Source organism: Roseovarius albus, from assembly GCF_900172335.1.
Classification (GTDB): domain Bacteria; phylum Pseudomonadota; class Alphaproteobacteria; order Rhodobacterales; family Rhodobacteraceae; genus Roseovarius; species Roseovarius albus.
In genome coordinates this window covers 98,837-122,544 of sequence record NZ_FWFX01000007.1, presented here as the reverse complement: position 1 = coordinate 122,544, position 23,708 = coordinate 98,837, and the positions used below count along the sequence as shown (strand labels likewise).

Genomic DNA, 23,708 nt, shown 5'->3' with positions numbered 1-23,708 from the left:
GGGACCGGATCGCTTTAGTCTGCGGTTTCTTCGGCGGCTTCGCCCGGATCACTGGACGCGCCTTCCGAGAAGGTCGCCAAAAACGCCGCAAGATCAGGCCCATTCTTGACCTTTTGCTTTGTCATTTTTGACCGTCCACCAATGAATGTGTTCGGGTCGGCAATGTATTCAAGCAAGTTGGTCTCGTCCCAGACAAGCCCACCTCCGCCAAGCTCAACAAGCTCGGGAGAGTATTTGAAGCCTTCGACGCTTCCGGCTGTGCGGCCGATGATACCGTAAAGGTTTGGCCCGGTTTTTCCGCCTTTGACAAAGGTTTCGTCTTCGGACGCGATGGCGTGGCACGCGCGGCATCGTTTGAATTCCTTTTCACCTTTTTCAATATCCTGTGCAGACACAGGAAGAGCAAAAGCAAAGCTGGCAATGATTGCTGGCACAATGGGTTTCATATTGGACCTCTATTTTAATAAGCGCAGGTTTCATTCACATCTAATAACAGATGATAGTAGCGTTTTATTCGAGATGAACAGGGTAACATCGGTGGGTGAATTGTCGCAGGACCTGTAGGCTTACATAGGCCAGAAAACAAGGATCGCCGGGATTGATACCGCGACGACAATGATCTCAAGCGGAAGCCCCATGCGCCAATAGTCGCCGAAACTGTAGCCGCCTGGTCCCAGAATCAGTGTGTTGTTCTTGTGACCGATTGGAGTGAGGAATGCGGATGATGCGGCAATTGCCACGGCCATAAGGAAGGGGTCGGCTGAAACGCCCAAGGAATTTGCCATCTGAATTCCGACGGGGGCTGCGACAATCGTTGTTGCGGTGTTGTTGAGCACATCTGACAGCGTCATGGTGACGACCATCAACACTGTCAGAATCGCCCAGGCGGGTAGACCTTGTGTCAAAGAGATCAAGCTGTTGGCAATCAATTCGGTTCCACCAGCGCTTTCCAGCGCTGCGCCCAAGGGGATCATCGACCCCAGCAGCACCACGACCGGCCATTCGATATGGTTGTAGATTTCGCTAAGTGGAATGATCTTGGTCACAACGTAGCCCACCACAACCAGCCCAAGCGCGATGGGCAGGTAGATCAAGCTAAAGCTCGCCGCCAAAACGGCCGCCCCAAACATACCGATGGCCATCCAGGTTTTGCTGTCTTCGGTCACAGCAAGACCGCGATCCGCGAGAGGAAGGCAGCCCAACCAATCGGTGACATCTGGGCCAGTATCCTTGGGCACGAGCAACAACAGGATATCCCCTGCTTGTATCGGTGTGTGGCGCACCCGGCTGGTGATCTTGCGCCCTTCGCGCGCAATGCCCAGCAAAACGGAACGCCGCCGCCAATGCAGGCCGATGGATTGCGTGGTTTTACCCACAATGCGCGCATGCGCAGACACGACCACTTCGATGATATCAACGCCATCACCGCTCGCGGTTAGGCGTTCTTCGCGCTCTTTGTCTGACAAAGACAATGACAAGGCCGTGCGGAATTCGTCCAAAGCCTCGGGGGCGGCCTCTAGGACAAGAACATCACCCGCTATGATCGTTACGTTTCGCCCGGTGCCATAGCGACGTTTGCCATCACGGATAATGCCCAGCACCGCTACATCAGTTTTTTGCGCTGTCTCGTCCAGCTCTGCGAGCCGTTTGCCAATTTGAGAGGACCCTTCTGGCACAACCAGCTCAGCAATATATCCTGCCAGTTCAGAGGCTTGCAGCCCCCCGTTGTTGCGTTCTGGAATTAGACGCCAACCGATCAACGCCACAAAGGCCAACCCCGCCAGTGCTGCAATTCCCCCAACCGGGGCAAAGTCGAACATTGCAAAGGGGGTGCCTGTCGCCTCGCCCCGGATCGCGGCGATAATAATATTTGGCGGCGTGCCGATCAGTGTGGCCATCCCGCCCAAGATCGTCGCAAATGACAGCGGCATCAGGCTTAAACCCGGAGCCCGGCCTGCTTTGCGTGCGGTTTGTACATCCACGGGCATCAAGAGCGCAAGGGCAGCGACATTGTTCATAAATGCAGAAAGAACCGCGCCGATTCCCCCCATCAATGTAATGTGAGCTCCTAATGCACGGCTACTGTCCACCAGCGTGCGGGTAATCAAGAACACGGCACCTGATCGCACCAAACCCGCTGAAACCACCAAAACCAATGCAACCACCAATGTGGCCGGATGACCAAAGCCCGAAAAGGCGTCTTTTTCGGGAACAACCCCCAGAATGACACCGATCAAAAGTGCCGAAAACGCCACCAGATCATATCGGTATCGCCCCCAAAGCAACATCCCGAACACTGCTCCAAACAAGGAAAACAAGATAATCTGGTCAGTCGTCACGCGTGCCCCTCCTTGGTTGAGTTGAGCCAACCTCATCAGCCGCGTAAATGCAACCGGGTTGCACGTCCGGCTGCGCCTGTCCTATAGAGACGGAAACCAGACATTCACTCGGAGGCAGACGATGGCCGGCCACTCAAAATGGGCAAATATCCAGCACCGCAAAGGGCGTCAGGACGCCGCGCGCTCCAAGCTTTTCTCAAAGCTGTCAAAAGAAATCACTGTAGCGGCCAAAATGGGCGATCCGGACCCTGACAAGAACCCACGGCTACGCTTGGCCGTGAAAGAAGCCAAATCTCAATCAGTACCAAAAGACGTGATTGACCGCGCGATCAAAAAATCGCAAGCCGGTGAAGGCGACGATTACGAAGAAATCCGCTACGAGGGTTACGGCCCGAACGGTGTGGCTGTTATCGTTGAGGCAATGACCGACAACCGCAACCGAACCGCAAGTGTTGTGCGCTCGACCTTTAGCAAATGCGGTGGCAACCTTGGCGAGACCGGCAGTGTTGGCTTTATGTTCGACCGCACCGGCGAAGTTACCTACCCCGCCGAAGTTGGTGACGCAGATACTGTTTTTGAGGCCGCGATCGAGGCCGGTGCCGATGATGTTGAAAGCTCTGAAGATGGCCACATCATTTGGTGCACCGATACCGACCTCAATGAAGTGTCAAACGCACTTGAAGCCGTTTTGGGTGAATCCGAGTCGACCAAACTGGTTTGGAAACCCACGACGACCACGGAAATGGACCTTGAAGGCATGCAAAAGCTGATGAAGCTGATTGATGCACTGGAAGATGACGACGACGTGCAACGCGTCACAGCCAACTTCGACGCCTCTGACGAGGTGATGGAGCAGCTTTAACGCTTTTCTCTTTACCCTAAGTCAAGATTTTGCCGGGTGTAATTGCCCGGCGTTTTCATTTTTCCAGCCCAAAACTGCCTGCCAATCCTTGCCTAGGGGCCGATTTTGTTGCGATTGGGGCTTGTTTCACCTTCGCTGCGACAAAATATTTGATCTGGGTCAAACTCTCGCATTGCCCCGAGCGTCAGCACAATCTAAAACCAAACCTGATCAAGTGCGTGCGTTTCCATGGAATCGCGCGCCCAGTAACATACCAGCAGGAGGCATCAGATGGCAGACGCAGCCATTCACGGCCACGAACACCATGATGAGCGCGGGTTTTTCACCCGCTGGTTCATGTCCACCAACCACAAAGACATTGGCATCCTTTACCTGTTCGTTTCAGCCCTCGTAGGGTTGGTTTCGGTCATGTTTACCGTTTACATGCGGCTCGAACTGATGGAACCAGGCGTTCAGTACATGTGCCTTGAAGGCGCCCGTTTCATCGCAGATTCTGCGACTGAATGTACTCCGAACGGACACCTTTGGAACGTTATGATCACCTATCATGGTGTTTTGATGATGTTCTTTGTTGTTATTCCGGCGCTGTTCGGCGGCTTTGGTAACTACTTCATGCCACTGCAAATCGGTGCGCCCGACATGGCGTTCCCACGGATGAACAACCTGAGCTTCTGGCTTTATTTTGCTGGTACTTCGCTGGGTGTTGCCTCGCTTCTGGCCCCTGGCGGTAACGGCCAACTCGGCTCCGGTGTGGGCTGGGTTCTGTACCCACCGCTATCCACATCCGAGGGCGGCATCTCGATGGATCTGGCGATCTTCGCGGTTCACGTTTCCGGTGCCAGCTCGATCCTAGGTGCGATCAACATGATCACCACCTTCCTAAACATGCGTGCCCCTGGCATGACCATGTTCAAGGTGCCGCTGTTTGCCTGGTCGATCTTTGTCACTGCGTGGCTGATCCTGCTTAGCCTGCCCGTTTTGGCCGGTGCGATTACCATGCTGCTGACAGACCGTAACTTTGGCACAACCTTCTTCCAGCCTTCCGGCGGTGGTGACCCGATCCTGTATCAGCACATTCTATGGTTCTTTGGCCACCCAGAGGTGTATATCATCATCCTGCCCGGTTTTGGTATCATCAGCCATGTGATCGCGACCTTCTCGCGCAAGCCTGTCTTTGGCTACCTGCCAATGGTTTGGGCTCTGATCGCAATTGGCTTCCTTGGCTTCGTTGTTTGGGCACACCACATGTACACCGTGGGCATGTCACTGACGCAGCAAAGCTATTTCATGCTGGCCACGATGGTCATCGCGGTTCCGACAGGTGTGAAGGTGTTCAGCTGGATTGCCACCATGTGGAGCGGTTCGATCGAATTCAAAACCCCAATGCTTTGGGCTTTTGGCTTCCTCTTCCTCTTCACCGTGGGTGGGGTAACAGGCATCGTTCTGTCTCAAGCCGCGATCGACCGTGCCTATCACGACACCTACTATGTGGTTGCACACTTCCACTATGTGATGTCACTGGGTGCTGTTTTCGCCATCTTCGCAGGGATCTATTTCTATCTGCCAAAGATGTCTGGCCGCATGTACCCTGAATGGGCAGGCAAGCTGCACTTCTGGGCGATGTTCATCGGGGCCAATATCACCTTCTTCCCTCAGCACTTCTTGGGTCGTCAAGGCATGCCACGCCGTTACATCGACTATCCAGAGGCCTTTGCTCTGTGGAACTACTGGTCGTCCGTTGGTGCATTTATCTCATTCGCAAGCTTCGTGTTCTTCTTTGGTGTGATCCTTTACACCCTGACACGTGGCGCACGCGTCACCGAGAACAACCCTTGGAACGAATATGCTGACACGCTGGAGTGGACCCTGCCGTCACCTCCACCAGAGCACACATTCGAAATCCTGCCAAAGCAGGAAGACTGGGACAAAGGCCACGCGCACTAATCTCAGTTTCGAAAACAGCACAAGAAGCCCTGGAAACATCCGGGGCTTTTTCTTTTTGGGAAACTGATTTTCCGGTCACAAATATAGTCGTGGCCAAAAGCGAAATTTTCTGGTTTATTGCCGACATGCCGAATGACAACACTTTTGACACACGGAACGCCTCTCGCGTCATCGATGTGCGTCGGCATCAATAATCACTTAAAAACTTCAGGGAGACTTCATGTCTACGATTAAAGATAAAATGATGATGGACCGATTGGCTCAGGCCGCCCGAGAGGGCAGCATATCCCGCCGGTCTTTCATGAATTATTCCATGGCCGCCGGCATGAGTGCCAGCGCTGCGACGGGTCTTTGGGGCACGACTGCCAATGCGGCCCCTACGCGGGGCGGAAAGTGGCGCCTAGCACAACACGATGGTAACACCAGCGATACGCATGATCCGGGTACATATCTGTCCTATTTCACCATTGTTATGGCACACACATTCCGTTCGTATCTAACGATGATTAATACGGATCAATCGCTTGGGCCGGATGTTGCGACAGAATGGAGCGCAACCCCGGACGCACAAGAATGGACATTTGTTCTGAACCCGGCGGCGACTTTCCACTCAGGTGCCAAAGTAACGGCGGCGGATGTCATCGCATCTATGAACCACCACCGCGGCGAAGAATCCGCTTCAGCAGCCAAGGCTCTCCTCGATAGCGTGGTTGAAATCGTTGATAACGGTGACCACTCGGTCACGTTCAAACTCGATAGCCCGAATGCTGACTTGCCTTGGATCATGCCGGACTATCACTTGCCCATTTGCCCGGCGAACGCTGATGGTACGCTGAACTGGCAATCCGGTGATGGTTGTGGCCCCTACAAACTGGTTGAATATGAACCCGGTGTCGGTGCACGCTTGGTCCGTTTTGATGAGTGGCACGGTGAAGGCGCGTATTTCGATGAGATCGAAATGCTGGCCATCAATGACCCGAACGCGCGCCAGACGGCGTTGGTCACGGGCGATGTGGATTCCTGTTCACTGCTTGAAAACAAAACTCTCGGATTGCTGTCTCGCAATGCAGATATTGAAATCGATAACGTCCCTTCTGCGTCGGCAATCACAATCCCGATGTTCACAGATGTGGCACCTTATGACAACAACGATGTAAGATTGGCCCTTAAACTGGCGATTGACCGGAACGAGTTGGTTGAGAAGGTTCAATATGGCGCGGCGACCGTTGGTAATGACTTCCACCACTCTTCGGCAATGCCATACTTCCCGGCCGATATTCCCCAGCGGGAATACGATCCAGACCAAGCCCGCTCTTTGATGAAAAAGGCTGGCATGGAGGGGCACACCTTCAATCTGAGCGCAGCGGAATCGATCACAACCGGTGCCATTGACATGTGCATTCTCTACGCTGAGCAAGCTGCAAAAGCGGGGATCAACATCAATGTCATACGGGAACCAAATGATGGATATTGGTCTGATGTCTGGCTGACCAAGCCATGGTGTCTGGTCAGCTGGGGTGCACGCCCAACACCGGATGTGATGTACACGTTAGCTTATAAAGACGGCGCACCGTGGAACGAATCCCATTGGAAGAATGAACGCTTTAACGAGCTTCTGTTGATGGCCAAAGCCGAGTTGGACGATGCTAAACGTGCCGAGATGTACCATGAAATGGGCATGATCTCTCGCGACGAAGGTGGTTCGGTCATTCCGTACTTCCCGAACTTCGTCTACGGCCGCCGCAAAAACGTGCGTCACACCGGACAGCTGGCTGCCAGCTGGATGATGGATGGCGCGCGAGCCGGTAGCCGTTGGTGGTTCGAAGGGTAATCCACCCGATTACAAAACGATTGAAAAAGGCCCGGCACGTGCGTCGGGCCTTTTTTGTGGCAAAGCCGCAAGGATTTATAGGCGACTTATCGTCTCGGGCGACTGTTAGCGGTCGCATTTATCCTTTCCCCCGCCCCCTGCCACATGGTAAGCCCCGCGCATTGTAACTTTGGGATCGTGGCTATGAGCAACGAAATTCGCCTCGCTTTTGAACACCCGGCTGCACGAGCTGATGCCACTGCGCCTGATGGACCACTGGATCGCATTTCACTACGCGACCATATTGTCGAGGTAGAGATCGGCGCGTTTCAAGCAGAACGCGGCGTGACACAGCGCCTGTGTTTCAATGTCGTGGTCGAGGTGAGCCCGATCACAGAGATCATTGATGACGATGTTGATCGGATCCTGTCTTATGACCGGGTAACCGAAGCCATCGCAGCAGAATTGGCCGATGAGCGACTGAACCTACTGGAAACACTGGCCGAGCGGATTGCAGAGCGCATTCTTGTGGAACCGCAAGCGATGCGGACTTTTGTGCGGATTGAAAAGCTGGACCGTGGACCGGGTGCTTTGGGCGTGGAGATTGTCCGCTCTGTCGAAGACCTCAAGGCCGTCCCGATTGCTGCACATACCGACATTACACCCCACCCGCACGTTGTGTTCCTGAGTAATGAGGCGGTGACCTCGCCGAACTTGCCGCGTTGGCTGGATCAACTTGAGGCGCGGGCTGAACCGGTGATCCTGTGCGTCGGCCATTCAGATACCCCTGCCCCGCAAACTGGCCACAAGATGACCCAACGCCGGGTCGACCTGTTGGCGCTGGAACAAAATGCCTGGGTTTTGGGGGGACGCGATGATCGCTGTGTCGTGGTCAACACCAAAACCGAGCTGGACTGGGCGATGAAAAACGGCCAGATCAGCGTCTGGGCCCCATCCAAGATTGTTCTGGACGCCGTGGATGGCCCAACAATCGGCCCCGATGATCCTGTTGCATTGGCAGCGTGGTTTGCAGGCCATATTGAAGGCACGGATCTTTTGCTTATTGGCGTGGCACCTCCGAAGGCCTCGCCGGTTCCCGTGCTCATTCAGGACATCGCGCAATCAGGTCTATGATCTACTACCGTCCTATTCCCCGTTCTGATCGCGCTCGCCCCTCTGGTGCCTATACGTTGGCCGGGGGATGGCTTTGGTTTGATCAGGTCGAAGAGATTCACCGCGATGCGCCTGCGCGGGTAATTGCGGCAGAGGACACGCCCGCCGAGATTTTGTCGCGCATGACGGCACCCCGTACCGATATTGCCAGGCTACAGCTGGACAGCCCACAATTAATGGGCATCCTGAATGTCACCCCAGACAGCTTTTCTGACGGTGGTCAGTACAATGCCCCCGCAGCAGCGATGGCACGTACGCAAGAGATGATTGCGCATGGGGCTGTGATCATCGACATCGGCGGGGAATCCACTCGTCCCGGTGCGGAAGAAGTAGACATCACTGAAGAGATCAACCGCACCGCACCCGTGATTAGCGCCATTCGTAAAAATTCTGACGTGCCGATTTCAATCGATACCCGCAAAGCACCCGTTGCTGGCGCAGCGCATAAAGCTGGGGCAAATCTGGTGAACGATGTCGCTGGATTTACATTCGATCCAGACCTTGCCCCCTATTGTGCACAACAAAACCTGCCGGTCTGTGTCATGCACGCTCAGGGTACGCCTGAGATTATGCAAAATGACCCGCGTTACGACAATGTTGCGCTGGATATTTATGATTATCTGTCTGATCGCATTGACGTGCTGGTCGGGCTTGGCATACCGCGCAGCCAAATCATCACCGATCCGGGCATCGGTTTTGGCAAGACGCTGGACCACAATCTGATGCTTTTGCAAAATCTGGCTTTGTTTCACAGCCTTGGTTGCCCAATCCTTCTAGGGGCATCGCGCAAGCGTTTTATCGGTACAATTGGTGGCGCAGAAGAAGCCCGCCACCGTGCGCCCGGCTCCATTGCTGTAGCACTAGCTGGTGTGGCGCAAGGGGTGCAAATCTTGCGCGTGCATGACGTGGGTGAGACCAATGAGGCCCTGAAACTGTGGCAAGCCTCAACACTTGGATCTGTGTCTTAACAAGAGCGCCTGTTGCATCAGTGGTCGTAACACGCGCTCAAGAGACGATGCAAAAATCTGCCCCAAAAAAGCGAAATGGAGTGCTTGAACGTCGATTGCCAAAGACGACAGAATTATTCATATTCGATGTTTTAGAATTTAAATTCAATATAAACTGCTCTTGAGCTGCACTTATTCAATAAAACCCGTCTTTCGCCCCCTGCCAAACAAACGCCGAAGCGCGCCAAGCTGACTGAGGGCAACACCGCCAAGAATGAGCCCCATGCCCAGTAACAAGCTGGGTGGTAAGGGTTCAAGCAAGACCACGGCTCCGAATACAATTGACCAGATCGGCACCTGATAATTCACCAAGCTCATAAAGACAGGCCCCGCATCGCGGATCACTTGCACCAGCAGGATTTGGGCAACGCCGGTTGGGAAGATGCCCAGATACAATAAAGCCAGGACACTTGTGGCTGTCAGGTTTTGCGGCAGACCTTCGGCGATCAGCGCATAGGGCGTGAAGATCAGGGCCGCAACAACCAGTGTCGCGGCGGCCAAGGACCAACGGTCCACATCCGGGCAAAGGCGGGTACAGATCGAGCCCAGCGCATAGCAACATGCGGCCCCGACGCAAGCCAGACGCGCCAGTGTTTCCAATTCATTTCCGGTCGAATTGAAAGCAGCAGGCCCGATCAAAACCATGACGCCGATTGAGCCAATGACGAATCCAATAAATCGGCGCAGTTTCATCGCCTCACCGGGCACCAGAAAATGCGCCAAGGGCAATACGAATAGTGGCACAACCGCCATACAGACCCCGGCAAAGCCCGAGGCCACAGATTCCTGCGCCCAAGACAGCAACGCAAAGGGCAGCGCATTTGACAGCAATGCCATGCACAGAATGAATACCCAAATTTTCCCTGCGTTTTCACCTTTGCGTGCGGGCAAACTCACACCCTTGGCACGAATAATCATAAGCAAAAATGCCGCCCCCAAACACAGGCGTGTCGCGACCAGAAACAAAGGCCCCGTGCCTTCCAACGCTATGGTAACGAACATAAACGACGCCCCCCAAATCACACCAAGAATGGCAAGCTTGATCCAATTGATTGGGGCGATGGTCTGCATATCCAGGGGCCTTTCCACAAAAAGGGCATCCGTTGCCGGATGCCCCATCAACTTCATGTCTTGAAGATCAGTTCTTTTCCTGATCCACAAGCTTGCCAGCAGAAATCCAGGGCATCATGCCACGCAGTTTTGCACCGGTTGCTTCGATCTGGTGCTCATCGTTGTGACGACGTGACGCTTTGATGGTTGGCTGACCAACCGCGTTTTCCAGCATGAAGTCACGAACGAATTTACCCTGTTGGATGTCGTTCAGAACCTCTTTCATACGTGCTTTGGTTTCGTCGTACTTCAGAATTCGCGGGCCTGTAACGTACTGGCCATATTCCGCGGTGTTGGAGATCGAGTAGTCCATGTTGGCGATGCCGCCTTCGTAGATCAGGTCAACGATCAGTTTTACTTCGTGCAGGCATTCGAAATAGGCCATTTCAGGTGCGTAGCCAGCTTCGACCAGTGTTTCAAATCCACAACGGATCAGCTCAACAAGGCCACCGCAGAGAACCGCCTGCTCACCAAAGAGATCAGTTTCGCACTCTTCACGGAAGTTGGTTTCGATGATGCCCGAGCGGCCGCCACCGATAGCGGAACAGTAAGACAGACCAACTTCAAGCGCTTTGCCGCTTGCGTCGTTTTCAACAGCAACCAAGCAAGGCACGCCGCCGCCTTTGACGTATTCGCCGCGTACAGTGTGGCCTGGGCCTTTGGGCGCCATCATGATCACGTCAACGCCGGCCTTTGGCTCGATCAGGCCAAAGTGTACGTTCAGGCCGTGGGCGAATGCGATCGCGGCACCCGGCTTGATGTTGTCGTGAACGTATTTCTTGTATGTTTCTGCCTGCAGCTCATCAGGCATGGTGAACATAATGACGTCGCACCATGCTGCCGCTTCGGCGATACCCATAACGGTCAGGCCTTCGGCTTCGGCTTTTTTCGCGCTTGGCGAGCCTTCGCGCAGGGCAACAACAAGGTTTTTCGCGCCAGAATCGCGCAGGTTCAGCGCGTGGGCGTGGCCTTGGGAACCATAGCCAAGGATGGCCACTTTTTTCTCTTTGATCAGGTTTACATCGCAATCGCGATCATAATAGACGCGCATTTCCGTCTCCTTTGACATATCGGGTCTTGATGAGGTCAATTTAGCGCTTTTGCGGTGATAGAGATTTTAATATTTATTGAAATTACACGTTTTGTGGATTAATTATTCTCATTTACTCAATAATGGTAAAATTTAATGCTTGACGATACCGACCGCCGAATCTTGCGCCACTATCAGCATGACGCAACCCTTGGCCCAGCAGAATTGGCAGAACTGGCCAATGTAACACCGGCAACTTGTGCCCGGCGACTAGAGAAGATGCAAGCTGCAGGCATTATCCGCGCCAATCGTGCAGTGATAGACTGGCATGCTTTAGGCTACGAGGTAGAGGTCTCGCTTCGCATAACTCTCGACAAGACCAATCCTCGCGCTTTTGATGAATTCATCCTCGAGGCGCGCGCGATCACCCATGTGGTCGAGATCCAGACCTTCTTGGGTCGGGTCGATGTGCGCTTATCTGTGATTGCGCGCGACATGGCGCATTATCAAAGCATCTATCGCAGCAGCATTCTAACCCTACCCCACATCGCGGACATTGAAGCCTTGATGCACGTTGCCCACCTGAAATCAGACGAGGTACTGCCCTTATGATCGAACTGGACAGCACTGACCACCTCATCCTGCGTGAATTGATCGAAGATGCCACCCAAAGCGCCAGCAAGATCGGGCGTAAACTAAACCTTTCGCAACCCGCAACATGGCGGCGGATCAAGCGTCTTCAGGAAACGGGCGTGATCAAGGGGCAACGGCTGGATTTGGATCGTGAGAAACTTGGCTTTGGTGTCACTGTTTTTCTGGGCATCAAATTGGCAACCAAAGGCCGCGTCAGTCTAGATGACTTTGAACGGGCCGTCGCCGCAATCCCCGAAGTTCAAACCGTTGAGCATATCCTTGGGGTTTATGACTATCGCTTACGTGTGGTCGCCCGCGACATATCGGATTTTGAACGGGTTTTACGTCGCCGGATCATGATGATGCCCGGTGTGGGTGACGTTGAAGCAAACGTACTTTTAAGTGAGGAACGCCGCCCCGGCCCGATTGGTTGAGCCATTGACACAAGGCTATGTCGGTTCTCACCCCCTGTTTGGCGTCTTTTCGCTGTTGTCTTATGGCATGTGGCTGCTATGGCACATGTAAATACACTCGCATGACGCAACAGGAGACACCAAATGTCCGCTCTTCTCGACCATATTGACCCAGATGGGTTGCAGGAATTTTCCGTCGTTTTCACCGATCGCTCGCTAAACCACATGTCCGCAGCCTTCCAAGAAGTGATGCGCGACACGTCCAGCATGCTGAAAGATGTCTACAACGCCGATGCCGTGGCGCTGGTCCCTGGTGGTGGCAGCTACGCGATGGAAGCCGTTGCACGTCAATTCGGCCACGGCGCTCATGCATTGATCGTCCGCAATGGCTGGTTCTCGTTCCGTTGGACGCAGATCTTTGACGCGGGACAGTTCACATCGGACACAACGGTTTGTATGGCGCGCCAGAACGGCAATGACCCGCAGACACCGTTTGCCCCTGCCCCGATCGAAGAGGTTACCGCCAAAATCCGCGAAGCCAAGCCCGATGTGGTTTTTGCTCCGCATGTTGAAACCTCTGCCGGTCTGATCCTGCCTGACGATTACATCACCGCATTGGCCTCGGCCGCGCATGAAGTTGGCGCGCTGATGGTGCTGGATTGCATTGCCTCCGGCTGTGCCTGGATCGACATGAAGGCCACCGGCGTTGACGTGCTGATCTCGGCCCCGCAAAAAGGTTGGTCCGCGTCCCCATCCGCCGGTCTGGTCATGATGACCGAACGCGCGTTGGAGCGTATGGAAAACACCAGTTCCGATAGCTTTGCCATTGATCTGAAAAAATGGCATTCGATCATGCAGGCCTATGAAAACGGTGGCCACGCGTACCACGCAACCATGCCGACAGACGCACTGCGTGCCTTCCGCGACACGATGGTTGAAACCCGCGATTACGGTTTTGAGAAACTGCGCGACGCACAGTGGGAGCTGGGCAACGGTGTCCGTGCAATGCTGGCGGCCAAAGGCGTTAAATCGGTTGCGGCCGAAGGCTTTGGCGCCCCCGGCGTTGTTGTCAGCTACACCACAGACCCTGACGTCCAAAATGGCAAGAAGTTTGCGGCCCTTGGCATGCAGATTGCGGCAGGCGTCCCATTGGCCTGTGACGAGCCCGAAGGTTTCATGACCTTCCGTTTGGGTCTCTTTGGTCTTGATAAGCTCTATGATGTCCCGGCGACGCTGAAACGCCTTGAGACGGTTCTGGATCAGGTTCTTTGATCTTCAATGCCCCGCCTCGGCGGGGCATTTTTTTAGCCGCGCATGCCAAGGCCCATTTGCATCAGAGCCTTGCGCACCGGGGCCATCCCGTAAATCGCATTCAATCCCATCGCCCGCAGATCTCGCAAAGGCTGCGCATGCATTTGCGATGCCCGATTGAGCAGATCAATGCCTGCCACACGCGTGGCGATATCGGTATGGCGCTGGCGATGATACTGCTCCAGCATTTGTGCATCGCCCAGGCAATCCGGCGCGGCCTGCGCCAAATCTAGCAACGCGCGCATATCAGCCAAAGACATGTTCAGCCCCTGTGCCCCGATGGGGGGCACCACATGTGCAGCCTCTGCCACCAGTGCAAGACGTTCGCCACAAAGGCTTTTTGCCTGCTGACTGATAATCGGCCAAACCGTACGGCGCGACACCAATTTTAGTGGGCCATAAAGTAGGCACGAGCGTTCATTCATAGCCGCCTCAAACTCTGCCTCGGGCAGTGCAGCCAGACGCTGTGCTTCCGCCCCATCCTCCATCCATACGATTGCCGAACAGGGCAGCCCTTCGAAATCCGGCAATGGCACCAGCGTAAATGGGCCGCCTGACCGGTGGATTTCAGTGGAGACATGCTCATGTGGTGTGGGGTGCGTGACCGTAAACGCCAGGGCTTTTTGTCCGTAACGTGTTGTTTTCACATCGATCCCCGCAGCTTGCCGCAAGGTTGAGTTGCGCCCGTCTGCGGCGATGGCCAACTGGCACCGGATGCGGTTCCCGTTGGTCAGACCAACACGCGCCTCTGATGTACGGGTAAAGAGCGACGTGACCCCTACACCCGGTTGGAATGTCACATTGCTCAAACCATCGATGTGAGTCAGCATTTCGCGACGCAGCAGCCAATTTGGCAAGTTCCACCCAAAAGGCAGATCGGAAATGTCGCTGGCGTCAAACTCTTTGATCACGCGCGGCGCGGGCTCAACTCCGCCGGCATCGACAATACGCATGATCTGCAAATCCGCAGCAAAGGGTGCAAGCCGGGCCCAAAGACCTGCATCCTCCAACGTCTGTTGTGCAGGCTGCAAAAACGCCGTTGTACGCAGATCTGAGCCTTGCGCATTGCGCTCAGTCACGGGTGGCGCGGGATCAACGCAGATCACCGAAAAACCGGCGTTACCAAAAAGAATGGCTGCTGTCAGCCCGGCAACCCCGCCCCCGGCAATTAGAATGTCAATTTGCGTATCTGCCATGGCCTCTGTTTAGCCACGTGAGATCAGGATGAGAACGACAAACATCACCGGCACCATGGCAACGGCAGGCAGGTAAAGCCCAAGCACCCCGAATTTCAGAATGGCAATGCCCCACAGTGAAATGACGGTGACCAAAGCATACCAGATGTGATCAGATGATCCGTACATTAAATCTCGCGCCATCCAGCCGATGATCGGGATCATGAAAAACAGCCGCTGCCAAATTGGCGGGCGATGAGAGTGAGAGGTCGTGTCCATGGTGCCCCTTTCGAACGCTTGCCTTTCAGATAACGCACAACCCTCGAAACGGTATGCGCCAAATTGTCCTAAGCTTAGGATCAACCGGTGAGTACTGACAAAAATTTAGTCAAATCATCGGTGTGGTGGTGAATGAAGTCTGCATCCTCTTCCGCTTCAGCCACCAGAATTGTGCGCATTCCCATGGCGTAGGGTTGCGCGAGATTGCGCGGGTCATCTTCGAACATTGCGGCCTTTGATGGGTCGACGCCGTCTTGAGTAAAAATCGCTTCAAATGCAGCGCGTTCCGGTTTCGGCAGAAACCCTGCGTTTTCGACACCGTAAACCGCATCGAATGCGCCACCTAACCCCCTGCGCTCCAACACCTTTTGCGCATAAGGTGCACAGCCATTGGTATAAACAATCTTGCGGCCTGGCAGATCATCAATACGCCCGCGCAAATCCTGATCAGGCTCCAGTTCATCAAAGCAAATGTCATGCACATGCGAAAGATACGGCCCGGGGTCGAGGTCATGTTCACGCATCAACCCTGCCAGCGTAGTGCCGTGTGTGCGCCAATAATTATATCGAATCCGATCGGCCTCATCCCGGGGGACCTGCAGCTGTTCCATCACATATTGCGTCATCCGCGTTTCAATCTGATCGAACAGTTTTACCCGCGGCGGGTAAAGTGTGTTGTCGAGGTCAAAAACCCAGGTGTCCACATGTGTGAAGTGTTGCTTTGGCATGCGCTCTGTGTACTTCAGGCCATGGCTTTAGGCAATCCGCCCAAGAGTGCTTGATTGTAAAGCACAGGCATGTCTACTGTCCGTGAAGGCAACGCCAAACGCAAAGACATGGAAAACCTATGAAATCTCCACCCAAAGACGCCTATGCCCTGATTTTGGAAGCGATTGATCTGGGCACTTTCAAACCCGGCGACCGGTTGGTGGAAAGCGATCTAGCTGATCGGTTTGGTGTGTCGCGCACGCCCATCCGGGAAGCCTTGCAACGATTGGAAACTCAATCTCTACTGACGCGGGATGGCCGCAGCCTGATCGTATCGTCGCTGGATCACAACCAGCTCGCCGAACTTTATGTGGTTCGCGCTGAGCTTGAGGGACTTGCGGCTAGTCTTGCAGCCCGACATGCGACCGATGAAGAAGTCAAAGTACTACGTGACATGGTCGAAGGCGACCAAGCGCTTTTGGGAGATCCCGAAGCCATGGCCAAAGCCAACCGTCGTTTTCACAAACAGATCCATTTGGCGTCGCATAACCGCTTTCTTGTACAGCAACTAGATCTTGTACACCGTTCAATGGCCCTGATGGCGATCACATCACTTGCGGCCGAAGGGCGCGACAAGGATGCCTTGGATGAACACAATGCCATCGTTACCGCCATCGAGGCGCGCGACTCTGAAAGTGCAGCGACCGCATTGAAGGCGCATATTTCAAAGGCCTTTGTGACTCGCCTCAAGCTCGATTCTGGCGAGGTGAGTAGCGTCGTCTGATCTGTCGGTTGTTTCCTTCCCCAAGGACAACCCGTGCGCGGTTTTATCCCAGTAGAACGGCTTAAAAATCAATTCATAGAGCGCCTTGTAAGCGGCAATCGCACCAAGCGGCGTGTAGAAATGCATTGTCGGCGCCCAGAGCATTAGATGTCTATGCCTTGGGCCTGACACGCTGCTGGCATGAATGGTGATGTTCAGCAACTCGATACTTAAAAACAGGCTGGCAAACAGTGTCAAAACAGTGGGGGACACAACGCCTTGCAAGGGGTGCGGCAGCCCGAACACAACCAACCAAAATGACCATAAAAACGGGGCCAACAAAAACTGCGAGAGTGCCGAAATGAAATGCGCCTGAAAACCCCAAAATTTCCAACGTCCCAATTGGCGGTACAGCACACCCGGTCGACGCATATGCACGAGGTAGGTGGTCATATACCCCTTGAGCCAGCGTGAGCGCTGCTTGATCCAAGCCCATGGCCGGCAGTTCGCCTCTTCCTGAGTGACCGTTTTGATCATCTCAGTCTCATAGCCATGCCGTGCCAGTCGAAAGCCAAGGTCCGCATCTTCCGTCACATTATGGGCATCCCAAGCCCCCAACTCTTCCAGTGCTTCACGTCGAAAATAAAGGGTTGTGCCCCCCAGAGGGATGGCGAACCCCAGTCGCGCCATGCCGGGTAAGATCAGACGAAACCAGCTCGCATATTCGATGGTAAAACACCGCGAGAGCCAATTTTGCCGGGCATTGTAATGATCCAGCACCCCTTGCAAGCAGGCGACATTTGACGGGGCTTGTTGAAAGCGGCGCGCGATTGTCGTGATCTGATCCGGATCTGGAGCATCTTCTGCATCAAAGACGCCAATGATTTCACCCTCGCAAAAATCGAGCGCATAGTTCATCGCGCGTGGTTTGGTGCGGGGTTGTCCGTCCGGAACCACAATAGCGCGCATCCATGGCGGTAAATCGATGGCGGCCAGTGTGGCCTGCGTTGTTTCATCTTCCTCCTCCAACACCAGTACCACATCCAAAAGACATTTTGGGTAAGTCAGCTGACTAAGCCGCGCCACAAGGGCATGTGCAATTTCGGTTTCGCGAAAGAGCGGCACAAGGATCGAAACCTTAGGCAAGGGTTGCCTCCCCTCTCCTTCTGCCCGCCTCTCTTGAGAAGTCGGCGCAACCAGACTGGCCACAAAAGCAGAGGCCTTAAGCGTTGCCGACACAATTAAAGTAAACGCGGCCCACAACATGAAGGCACAAAAGGTTGCAGTAGGAGCCCAGAAAGCTGCGGCGATGATCAGAGTCATTACTCCCATAGCCACCGCAATCCGCAATCCCCGCCGATCAGCCCAACTGCGACTGCTTTCATGCAAAGCCACGCGTTTGGCCGCAGCGTCGGTCAGCGCATCTTTGAACAGTGAAACTATCCGGTTTTGCACATCGTTACGTGTAGCGGGTAAAATGCGAGATGTTTGAGGATCAATCGCCAGTCGGTCCTGAATACACTGCAGCCCCTCTATATCGCCACAAGCCAGTGCCGGTTTTTGATCCTGATCTGTCAGGGGGAACATTGCATGTTTGAGCATATCTTGGGGTGGCAGGCCCATATCCCGAAAAGGAAGCGTTTTGAGATCTTGCTTTTGCAGCGTGCGCGACCTGAATTGCCGAGCATGGGCGCGCAGCAGGTCATCTTGTGTCGCCAGATCCTCCGCCATCAGTATGCGATCCAACGAGGCATCACAATAGCGGCCAACAATTCGCGCCAAAGACAGGTCTTTTTCGCTCAAACCCGCACAATCGGTCAAAGCCTGCTCGAACCGGGCACGCTGATCTTCGCCCTCGACCATAGGCGTATCCAGTTGACGAAGTTCCGAAATGCCCATCTTGCGCCTCATCCTCTTCCAAACAGAAAGAGAATGGCGCGGTAGGGTTAATGAAACATGAAAACGTGGTTAACGAAGGTTAACCTGCCATCGAGGCTGCAAACCGCTCGAACAGATAAAAGCTGTCCTGTGGTCCGGGGCTGGCTTCGGGGTGGTGTTGAACCGAGAAGACTGGACGATCCTTGATCCGGATACCGCAGTTGGAGCCGTCAAACAAAGAGACGTGCGTTTCAACCACGCCTTCGGGCAAGGTTTGGCTATCGACTGCAAAACCATGGTTCATCGAGGTGATTTCTACCTTGCCGGTTTCCAAATCCTTAACCGGGTGGTTTGCACCGTGGTGGCCGTGGTTCATCTTAATCGTCTGCGCACCCAGGGCGAGCGCAAGCATCTGGTGTCCGAGGCAGATCCCGAACACGGGGATCTCCTGTTCCAGAACCTCTTTGATCATCGGCACGGCATATTCGCCTGTTGCCGCCGGATCACCCGGACCATTTGACAGGAACACGCCATCAGGATTGTGCGCCAGAACCTCTTCGGCGGTGGCGGACGCAGGCAAAACAGTCACTTCACACCCCGCACTCGCGAGGCAGCGCAAGATGTTGCGCTTGGCACCATAATCCACGGCAACTACCTTGTGTTTGGCATTTTCCTGGCGTTCGAAACCACCCGGCCAAGCCCAACGCATCTCGTCCCAGCGATAAGATTGCGCGCAGGTGACGTCTTTGGCCAGATCTAACCCTTCGAGCCCGACAAAACCACGGGCCTGTTCGACCAGCGCGTCAACGCCAAAGTTTCCTTCTGGATCGTGGGCCATTGCGACATGCGGCGCACCCTGCTGACGAATGGCGCGCGTCAGGCGGCGGGTATCCACACCACCGATGGCGATCCGCCCACGACTGGCCAGCCAGCTTGCCAGATGCTCGGTCGCGCGCCAGCTGCTTGGGTCGGTCGGGTCCCACTTCACCACCATACCTTCGGCCACCGGATCACCGGTTTCGTCATCCTCGGGATTCACACCAACATTGCCGATATGCGGAAAGGTGAAGGTCACGATCTGCCCGGCATATGATGGGTCGGTCATAATTTCCTGATAGCCTGTCATCGCAGTGTTAAAGCACAGCTCGGCAGTCACTACCCCTGTTGCTCCGAACCCCTGTCCGTAGAAAACGGTTCCATCAGCCAAGGCAAGGCAGGCAGTCGGGCGGGATGAGGACGCAGTAGCCATAACGGGAATCTCCGGAGCGCAAATTTGCGCGAACCTATGCCCGCCCCCGCCGAGGGTCAACCCTGAAGATCCACCAGAACGCGCCATATTTCGCGCCTTTTCAGCCTCACCTTTCGGACGGTTGCCTCTGGTTGAACACTTCGGTATACGACGTAACTTGTGACTGACCATGGGGATGGAAATCATGGGATTACGCGAGCAGGTAAATACGGCCCTGAAACAGGCCATGAAAGACAAAGACAGTGCACGTCTGACAACCCTCAGACTGATCAATGCTGCCATCAAAGATCAGGACATCGCCAAACGTGGTGGCGATGATGACGCCTGTGTGAATGACGACGAAATTCTTGCAATCCTTGGAAAAATGACCAAGCAACGCAACGAAAGCGTACGCGCCTACGAAGAAGGTGGTCGGATTGATCTGGCCGAAGGCGAGCGCTCGGAGATCAAGATCATCGAAGAGTTTCTGCCACGCCAGCTTGATGAGGCCGAGGTCGAGGCAGCGATTGAGAAAGCGATCAGCGATATCGGTGCGAGCTCGATTCGTGACATGGGCAAGGTCATCGGCCAGTTGAAAGAAAAATACACTGGCCAGATGGATTTTGGCGCGGTTGGACCGATTGTCAAAAACCGCCTGTGCAACGTAGGATAAGTATCACGGTCGGTTTGCGGCCTTAGCCTTGTTTAAAACATCCAAAAGCTCAACGTATAGGGCTTTGCGCTCATCCTCTGATAGGAAAGCGCCAAGCTCGACTTCACGTCCGTTTCCCTTGAGGGTCAGATAATTTTCCACCGGCCCGCCGCTTTGGTGCAGGGTGACTTTCACCCAATAGCTCTGGCTCTTCCATTCTCGCGTTGTTCCATTCGGTTCCATCCGGCGCAGGTGGGTGATTTTCGGCGTGATGGTCAGTTCTTCCACCAGACGACCGGTGAAATAACTGTATTCCAGCGCCCACCACAACCCAGCCACCGCAAGCAGAAGAAAGGGCAAAAGCCCCCAAAGAACGAAAGTTCCCAGCAATGGATAAAGCGGTATGGTGATGACACCAAAGGTGATCAGAATGAACCCGGCAAAGCCGCGCCGGGACAATGAGCGATACGGTTGTGCTACTAACCTGCGCTCTGAAGGATTACCTGTATCGCTCCATTCATAAGACATGCCTGATGATCCAACCCTTTAGGTATCCATCCAGATGGTCACGGGCCCATCATTGAGCAATTCAACTTTCATGTCGGCTCCGAACTGCCCTCGCTCGACCGCGATCTCCTGCGCGGCGAGTTGGTCGGCAAAATACTCATAAAGGCGCTTCGCCTCGTCTGGTGGTGCGGCCTCAGAAAATCCAGGCCGGTTACCGCGCGAGGTGTCAGCGGCTAATGTAAACTGGCTCACCACCAATGCACTACCTTCTATTTCGCGTAGCGATAGGTTCATCTTGCCCGCGTCATCCTGAAAGATGCGCAGTTTTGAGATTTTAGCGGCCAGTTGCTCCGCTTGTGCCTCTGCATCACCTCGCATGGCGCAAATCAAGACCAACAGTCCCCGTCCGCATTGCCCCACCATTTCGCCTTCAACTTGCACAGCCGCATGGCTCACGCGCTGTATCAATGCTCGCATTTCTTGGCCCTCCACTGCTAACATCGATACCTGCCGCCCATGACAATGACCAGAACAGAAGCATTTGGTAATTGTCCCAAACAGATGGTAAGTCACGCGAATGGAAAACCGGTCTTTCATTCCACGCGGTGCAGCAAGCTATCAGGTAGACTATGATGGTCCACCCAAGGACTACTATTTTGTCCTGCTGCCCAAGCTGACGCTGCTGGCGTTTACCTCAGCGATTGAGCCGTTGCGGATTGCCAATCAGATCACTAATCGCACGCTCTATCGGTGGCATCTGATGACCCGGGATGGACAGCCTGTCAGCTGTTCTTGTGGGGTGACGATCACCCCAGATTCCGAGCTGATCGATATCTCACGCCACGCCAGTGCGTTCATTTGCTCCGGCATTGAACCGGCTGAAACGCTGGTGCCGCAACTGACCACCTGGATCAGTCGGCAAATCACCAATGGGGCCAAGGTCGGCGGCATCTGCACCGGGGCGTTTGCGCTGGCCAAGGCAGGGCTGCTCAAGCGCCGGCGCTTTACCCTGCATTGGGAAAACCAGCCGGGGTTTGAGGAAATGTTTCTGGATCTCACGCCCACCGGCACGATTTACGAAAACGATAATGGCTTGCTGACCTGCGGCGGTGGCAGTGCTGCGACAGATATGATGTTGGATATTATCGAAAACGACCATGGTGCCAATCTGGCGGCGTTGGTCGCGGACATGGGATTACACACCCGCAACACAACCGGTAGCGTGCCACAGCAATCCGCCTATGCTCATGCGCTTAGCAGCCGAAACCCGCATCTGATTGCTGCCATGGACTTCATGGCGCAGAACATTGAATACCCCGTGGAGATCACTGATATTGCAGATGAAATCGGCATTTCGCGCCGCCAGCTTGAGCGCCACTTCAAGCGCTATGTCTCGGCCACCCCGGCGCAGTTTTATCTGGAGATGAGGATCAACCGTGCACACGCCCTGTTGAATGAAACCAGCCTCAGCATTGCCGAGATTGCCGCGGCCACTGGCTTTGGCAGTTCATCGCAGTTTTCAACACGGTTTCGGAAACGCTATGGTAAGCCACCCAACGCCTATCGCAAGGGTTAGGGTTTGCGATTTGGGCGGCGACGCGTGCGTTTGGGGCCGGGTTTCTTGTCCTCTTCCGGCTCGGGCTTCATTCCTAGCTGATCGCGCAGCACCCGCGAGCGAATTTCTTCGACCTCGCCGGATTTCAACTGCCCCAACTGAAACGGCCCATAAGACACTCGGATCAACCGGTTCACCGCCAATCCAACCGCCTCCATGGCGCGACGAATCTCGCGGTTTTTACCTTCGCGCAAGCCAACAGTGACCCATGCATTGGCACCTTGTTGGCGATCCAACGACACGTTCATAGGCTGAAACATCTCACTACCGATCGCCAAGCCTTTGCGCAAAGGGGCAAACGTCTCGTCCGTGGGTCGTCCGTTCACCCGCACGCGGTACTTGCGCAGCCAACCGGTTGAGGGCAGTTCAAGCTTACGCTTCAGCTCACCGTCATTGGTCAAAAGCAACAGGCCTTCAGAGTTGAGATCCAGGCGCCCCACACTCATTACACGCGGCAATTCCGGCGGCAGCTCATCATAGATGGTTGCACGCCCTTTCTCATCACTAGTGCTAGTCACCAAACCTGTTGGTTTGTTGTACAACCACATCCGGGCAGGCTCTGCTGCGGCTAGTGGCTTTCCATCAACAGTGATTTGATCTTTGGCCGTCACGTTGAGCGCAGCGCGTTCAATCACCTTGCCGTTAACCTTAACAAGGCCGGCTTCGATCAAACGCTCAGCTTCGCGGCGGCTGGCCAATCCAGCGCGGGCGATCACCTTTGCGATACGTTCACCTTCGGGAGTTTTTTGTGTCATGGCCCCGCTTACCCTATCATCTTCTCTTGCGAAAGACCTGATGACAGGGCAATCACGTCCCATGCGTTTTAACAGCCATATGCAGACGGCCTTGAGTGAGGCCCGTGCCGCCGCAAAGCGAGGTGAAGTGCCTGTGGGGGCTGTGATTACCAGTGCAGAGGGGCGGATTATCGCCCAGGCGGGCAATCGCACCCGCGAGTTGAACGATCCGACAGCACACGCCGAAATATTGGCGATCCGTGAGGCCTGCCACACGTTAGGGCAAGAGCGGCTGACCGGCTACGACCTCTATGTCACGTTGGAGCCTTGCCCGATGTGTGCGGCGGCCATCTCGAACGCGCGGATCAATCGGTTGTATTTTGGCGCTTCTGATCCAAAGTCGGGCGGCGTCACCCATGGCGCGCGGGTATTCAGCCATCCGCAATGTCATCATGCACCAGAAATATATGACGGATTGTCCGCAGCCGAATGCGAGGCCCTGCTCAAGGAATTCTTTGCTGCAAAGCGATGAACGAT

The 23,708-nt window shown here is 54.7% G+C and carries 24 protein-coding genes; 12 read left to right on the top strand and 12 right to left on the bottom strand.

The window, feature by feature from the left end:
* Positions 1–14: 14 nt before the first annotated feature.
* Positions 15–446, bottom strand: coding sequence for a c-type cytochrome (locus ROA7450_RS12395; protein ID WP_085806159.1), 432 nt, complete (start codon positions 444–446; stop codon positions 15–17).
* A gap of 120 nt (positions 447–566) precedes the next feature.
* Positions 567–2,339 carry an SLC13 family permease gene (locus ROA7450_RS12390; RefSeq protein ID WP_085806158.1) on the bottom strand — a complete coding sequence of 591 codons (1,773 nt, stop codon included), beginning with the start codon at positions 2,337–2,339 and terminating at the stop codon, positions 567–569.
* Positions 2,340–2,460: 121 nt separating this feature from the next.
* On the opposite strand from ROA7450_RS12390, the gene ROA7450_RS12385 reads away from it, so the two are divergent.
* The 5 genes from ROA7450_RS12385 (at position 2,461) to folP (ending at position 9,096) form a co-directional block, all read left to right on the top strand.
* Positions 2,461–3,201, top strand: a complete 741-nt coding sequence (locus tag ROA7450_RS12385; protein ID WP_085806157.1) for a YebC/PmpR family DNA-binding transcriptional regulator — start codon at positions 2,461–2,463, stop codon at positions 3,199–3,201.
* Positions 3,202–3,471: 270 nt separating this feature from the next.
* Positions 3,472–5,145: a cytochrome c oxidase subunit I gene (ctaD, locus tag ROA7450_RS12380; RefSeq protein ID WP_085806156.1), complete on the top strand. Its 1,674-nt coding sequence runs from the start codon at positions 3,472–3,474 to the stop codon at positions 5,143–5,145.
* 220 nt (positions 5,146–5,365) lie between these two features.
* On the top strand, positions 5,366–6,976 hold the full coding sequence (locus ROA7450_RS12375; RefSeq protein ID WP_085806155.1) for an ABC transporter substrate-binding protein: 1,611 nt from the start codon (positions 5,366–5,368) through the stop codon (positions 6,974–6,976).
* Positions 6,977–7,159: 183 nt separating this feature from the next.
* Complete coding sequence (locus ROA7450_RS12370) at positions 7,160–8,089, top strand: dihydroneopterin aldolase (protein ID WP_085806154.1); 930 nt, start codon at positions 7,160–7,162, stop codon at positions 8,087–8,089.
* Positions 8,086–9,096: a dihydropteroate synthase gene (folP, locus tag ROA7450_RS12365; RefSeq protein ID WP_085806153.1), complete on the top strand. Its 1,011-nt coding sequence runs from the start codon at positions 8,086–8,088 to the stop codon at positions 9,094–9,096. The genes ROA7450_RS12370 and folP overlap by 4 nt, the downstream gene beginning before the upstream one ends.
* A gap of 171 nt (positions 9,097–9,267) precedes the next feature.
* Here the strand turns inward: folP and ROA7450_RS12360 are convergent, their stop codons facing one another.
* Together ROA7450_RS12360 and ilvC are read right to left on the bottom strand one after the other, a co-directional pair.
* Positions 9,268–10,206, bottom strand: coding sequence for a DMT family transporter (locus ROA7450_RS12360; protein WP_085806243.1), 939 nt, complete (start codon positions 10,204–10,206; stop codon positions 9,268–9,270).
* 67 nt (positions 10,207–10,273) lie between these two features.
* Positions 10,274–11,296, bottom strand: a complete 1,023-nt coding sequence (gene ilvC / locus ROA7450_RS12355; protein ID WP_085806152.1) for a ketol-acid reductoisomerase — start codon at positions 11,294–11,296, stop codon at positions 10,274–10,276.
* Between the two features lie 135 nt (positions 11,297–11,431).
* Between ilvC and ROA7450_RS12350 the strand changes: the two genes are divergently transcribed.
* The 3 genes from ROA7450_RS12350 (at position 11,432) to ROA7450_RS12340 (ending at position 13,593) form a co-directional block, all read left to right on the top strand.
* Positions 11,432–11,887, top strand: a complete 456-nt coding sequence (locus ROA7450_RS12350) for an Lrp/AsnC family transcriptional regulator (RefSeq protein WP_085806151.1) — start codon at positions 11,432–11,434, stop codon at positions 11,885–11,887.
* Positions 11,884–12,342: an Lrp/AsnC family transcriptional regulator gene (locus ROA7450_RS12345; RefSeq protein WP_085806150.1), complete on the top strand. Its 459-nt coding sequence runs from the start codon at positions 11,884–11,886 to the stop codon at positions 12,340–12,342. Before ROA7450_RS12350 ends, ROA7450_RS12345 begins: the two co-directional genes overlap by 4 nt.
* A 123-nt stretch (positions 12,343–12,465) precedes the next feature.
* Entirely contained in the window at positions 12,466–13,593 is a 1,128-nt protein-coding gene (locus ROA7450_RS12340) for an aminotransferase class V-fold PLP-dependent enzyme (protein ID WP_085806149.1), read from the top strand.
* A gap of 32 nt (positions 13,594–13,625) precedes the next feature.
* On the opposite strand, the gene ROA7450_RS12335 is transcribed toward ROA7450_RS12340, so the two are convergent.
* The 3 genes from ROA7450_RS12335 to ROA7450_RS12325 all read right to left on the bottom strand — a co-directional run bounded on the left by ROA7450_RS12335 (position 13,626) and on the right by ROA7450_RS12325 (position 15,814).
* A complete protein-coding gene (locus tag ROA7450_RS12335) occupies positions 13,626–14,828 on the bottom strand; it encodes a UbiH/UbiF family hydroxylase (RefSeq protein ID WP_085806148.1) in 1,203 nt (400 codons plus the stop codon).
* Between the two features lie 9 nt (positions 14,829–14,837).
* Entirely contained in the window at positions 14,838–15,086 is a 249-nt protein-coding gene (locus tag ROA7450_RS12330) for a hypothetical protein (protein WP_085806147.1), read from the bottom strand.
* A gap of 80 nt (positions 15,087–15,166) precedes the next feature.
* Positions 15,167–15,814, bottom strand: a complete 648-nt coding sequence (locus ROA7450_RS12325; protein WP_085806146.1) for a pyrimidine 5'-nucleotidase — start codon at positions 15,812–15,814, stop codon at positions 15,167–15,169.
* 119 nt (positions 15,815–15,933) lie between these two features.
* Between ROA7450_RS12325 and ROA7450_RS12320 the strand changes: the two genes are divergently transcribed.
* Complete coding sequence (locus tag ROA7450_RS12320; protein ID WP_085806145.1) at positions 15,934–16,578, top strand: GntR family transcriptional regulator; 645 nt, start codon at positions 15,934–15,936, stop codon at positions 16,576–16,578.
* Here the strand turns inward: ROA7450_RS12320 and ROA7450_RS12315 are convergent.
* Together ROA7450_RS12315 and carA are read right to left on the bottom strand one after the other, a co-directional pair.
* Entirely contained in the window at positions 16,519–18,468 is a 1,950-nt protein-coding gene (locus ROA7450_RS12315) for a glycosyltransferase (RefSeq protein ID WP_234999506.1), read from the bottom strand. The genes ROA7450_RS12320 and ROA7450_RS12315 overlap by 60 nt on opposite strands.
* A gap of 67 nt (positions 18,469–18,535) precedes the next feature.
* A complete protein-coding gene (gene carA / locus ROA7450_RS12310; protein WP_085806143.1) occupies positions 18,536–19,684 on the bottom strand; it encodes a glutamine-hydrolyzing carbamoyl-phosphate synthase small subunit in 1,149 nt (382 codons plus the stop codon).
* A gap of 184 nt (positions 19,685–19,868) precedes the next feature.
* Between carA and ROA7450_RS12305 the strand changes: the two genes are divergently transcribed.
* Positions 19,869–20,336: a GatB/YqeY domain-containing protein gene (locus tag ROA7450_RS12305; protein ID WP_085806242.1), complete on the top strand. Its 468-nt coding sequence runs from the start codon at positions 19,869–19,871 to the stop codon at positions 20,334–20,336.
* A gap of 3 nt (positions 20,337–20,339) precedes the next feature.
* Here ROA7450_RS12305 and ROA7450_RS12300 read toward each other — a convergent pair whose 3' ends face one another.
* Both ROA7450_RS12300 and dtd read right to left on the bottom strand, forming a co-directional pair.
* Positions 20,340–20,843: a DUF2244 domain-containing protein gene (locus tag ROA7450_RS12300; protein ID WP_085806142.1), complete on the bottom strand. Its 504-nt coding sequence runs from the start codon at positions 20,841–20,843 to the stop codon at positions 20,340–20,342.
* Positions 20,844–20,861: 18 nt separating this feature from the next.
* On the bottom strand, positions 20,862–21,299 hold the full coding sequence (dtd, locus tag ROA7450_RS12295; protein WP_085806241.1) for a D-aminoacyl-tRNA deacylase: 438 nt from the start codon (positions 21,297–21,299) through the stop codon (positions 20,862–20,864).
* Positions 21,300–21,399: 100 nt separating this feature from the next.
* On the opposite strand from dtd, the gene ROA7450_RS12290 reads away from it, so the two are divergent.
* Entirely contained in the window at positions 21,400–22,398 is a 999-nt protein-coding gene (locus ROA7450_RS12290; RefSeq protein WP_085806141.1) for a GlxA family transcriptional regulator, read from the top strand.
* Here the strand turns inward: ROA7450_RS12290 and ROA7450_RS12285 are convergent.
* On the bottom strand, positions 22,395–23,192 hold the full coding sequence (locus ROA7450_RS12285) for a pseudouridine synthase (protein WP_085806140.1): 798 nt from the start codon (positions 23,190–23,192) through the stop codon (positions 22,395–22,397). The two genes, ROA7450_RS12290 and ROA7450_RS12285, sit on opposite strands and share 4 nt — an antisense overlap.
* A gap of 61 nt (positions 23,193–23,253) precedes the next feature.
* Here ROA7450_RS12285 and ROA7450_RS12280 point away from each other — a divergent pair, with 61 nt between their 5' ends.
* A complete protein-coding gene (locus ROA7450_RS12280; RefSeq protein ID WP_085806240.1) occupies positions 23,254–23,703 on the top strand; it encodes a nucleoside deaminase in 450 nt (149 codons plus the stop codon).
* Positions 23,704–23,708 lie beyond the last annotated feature (5 nt).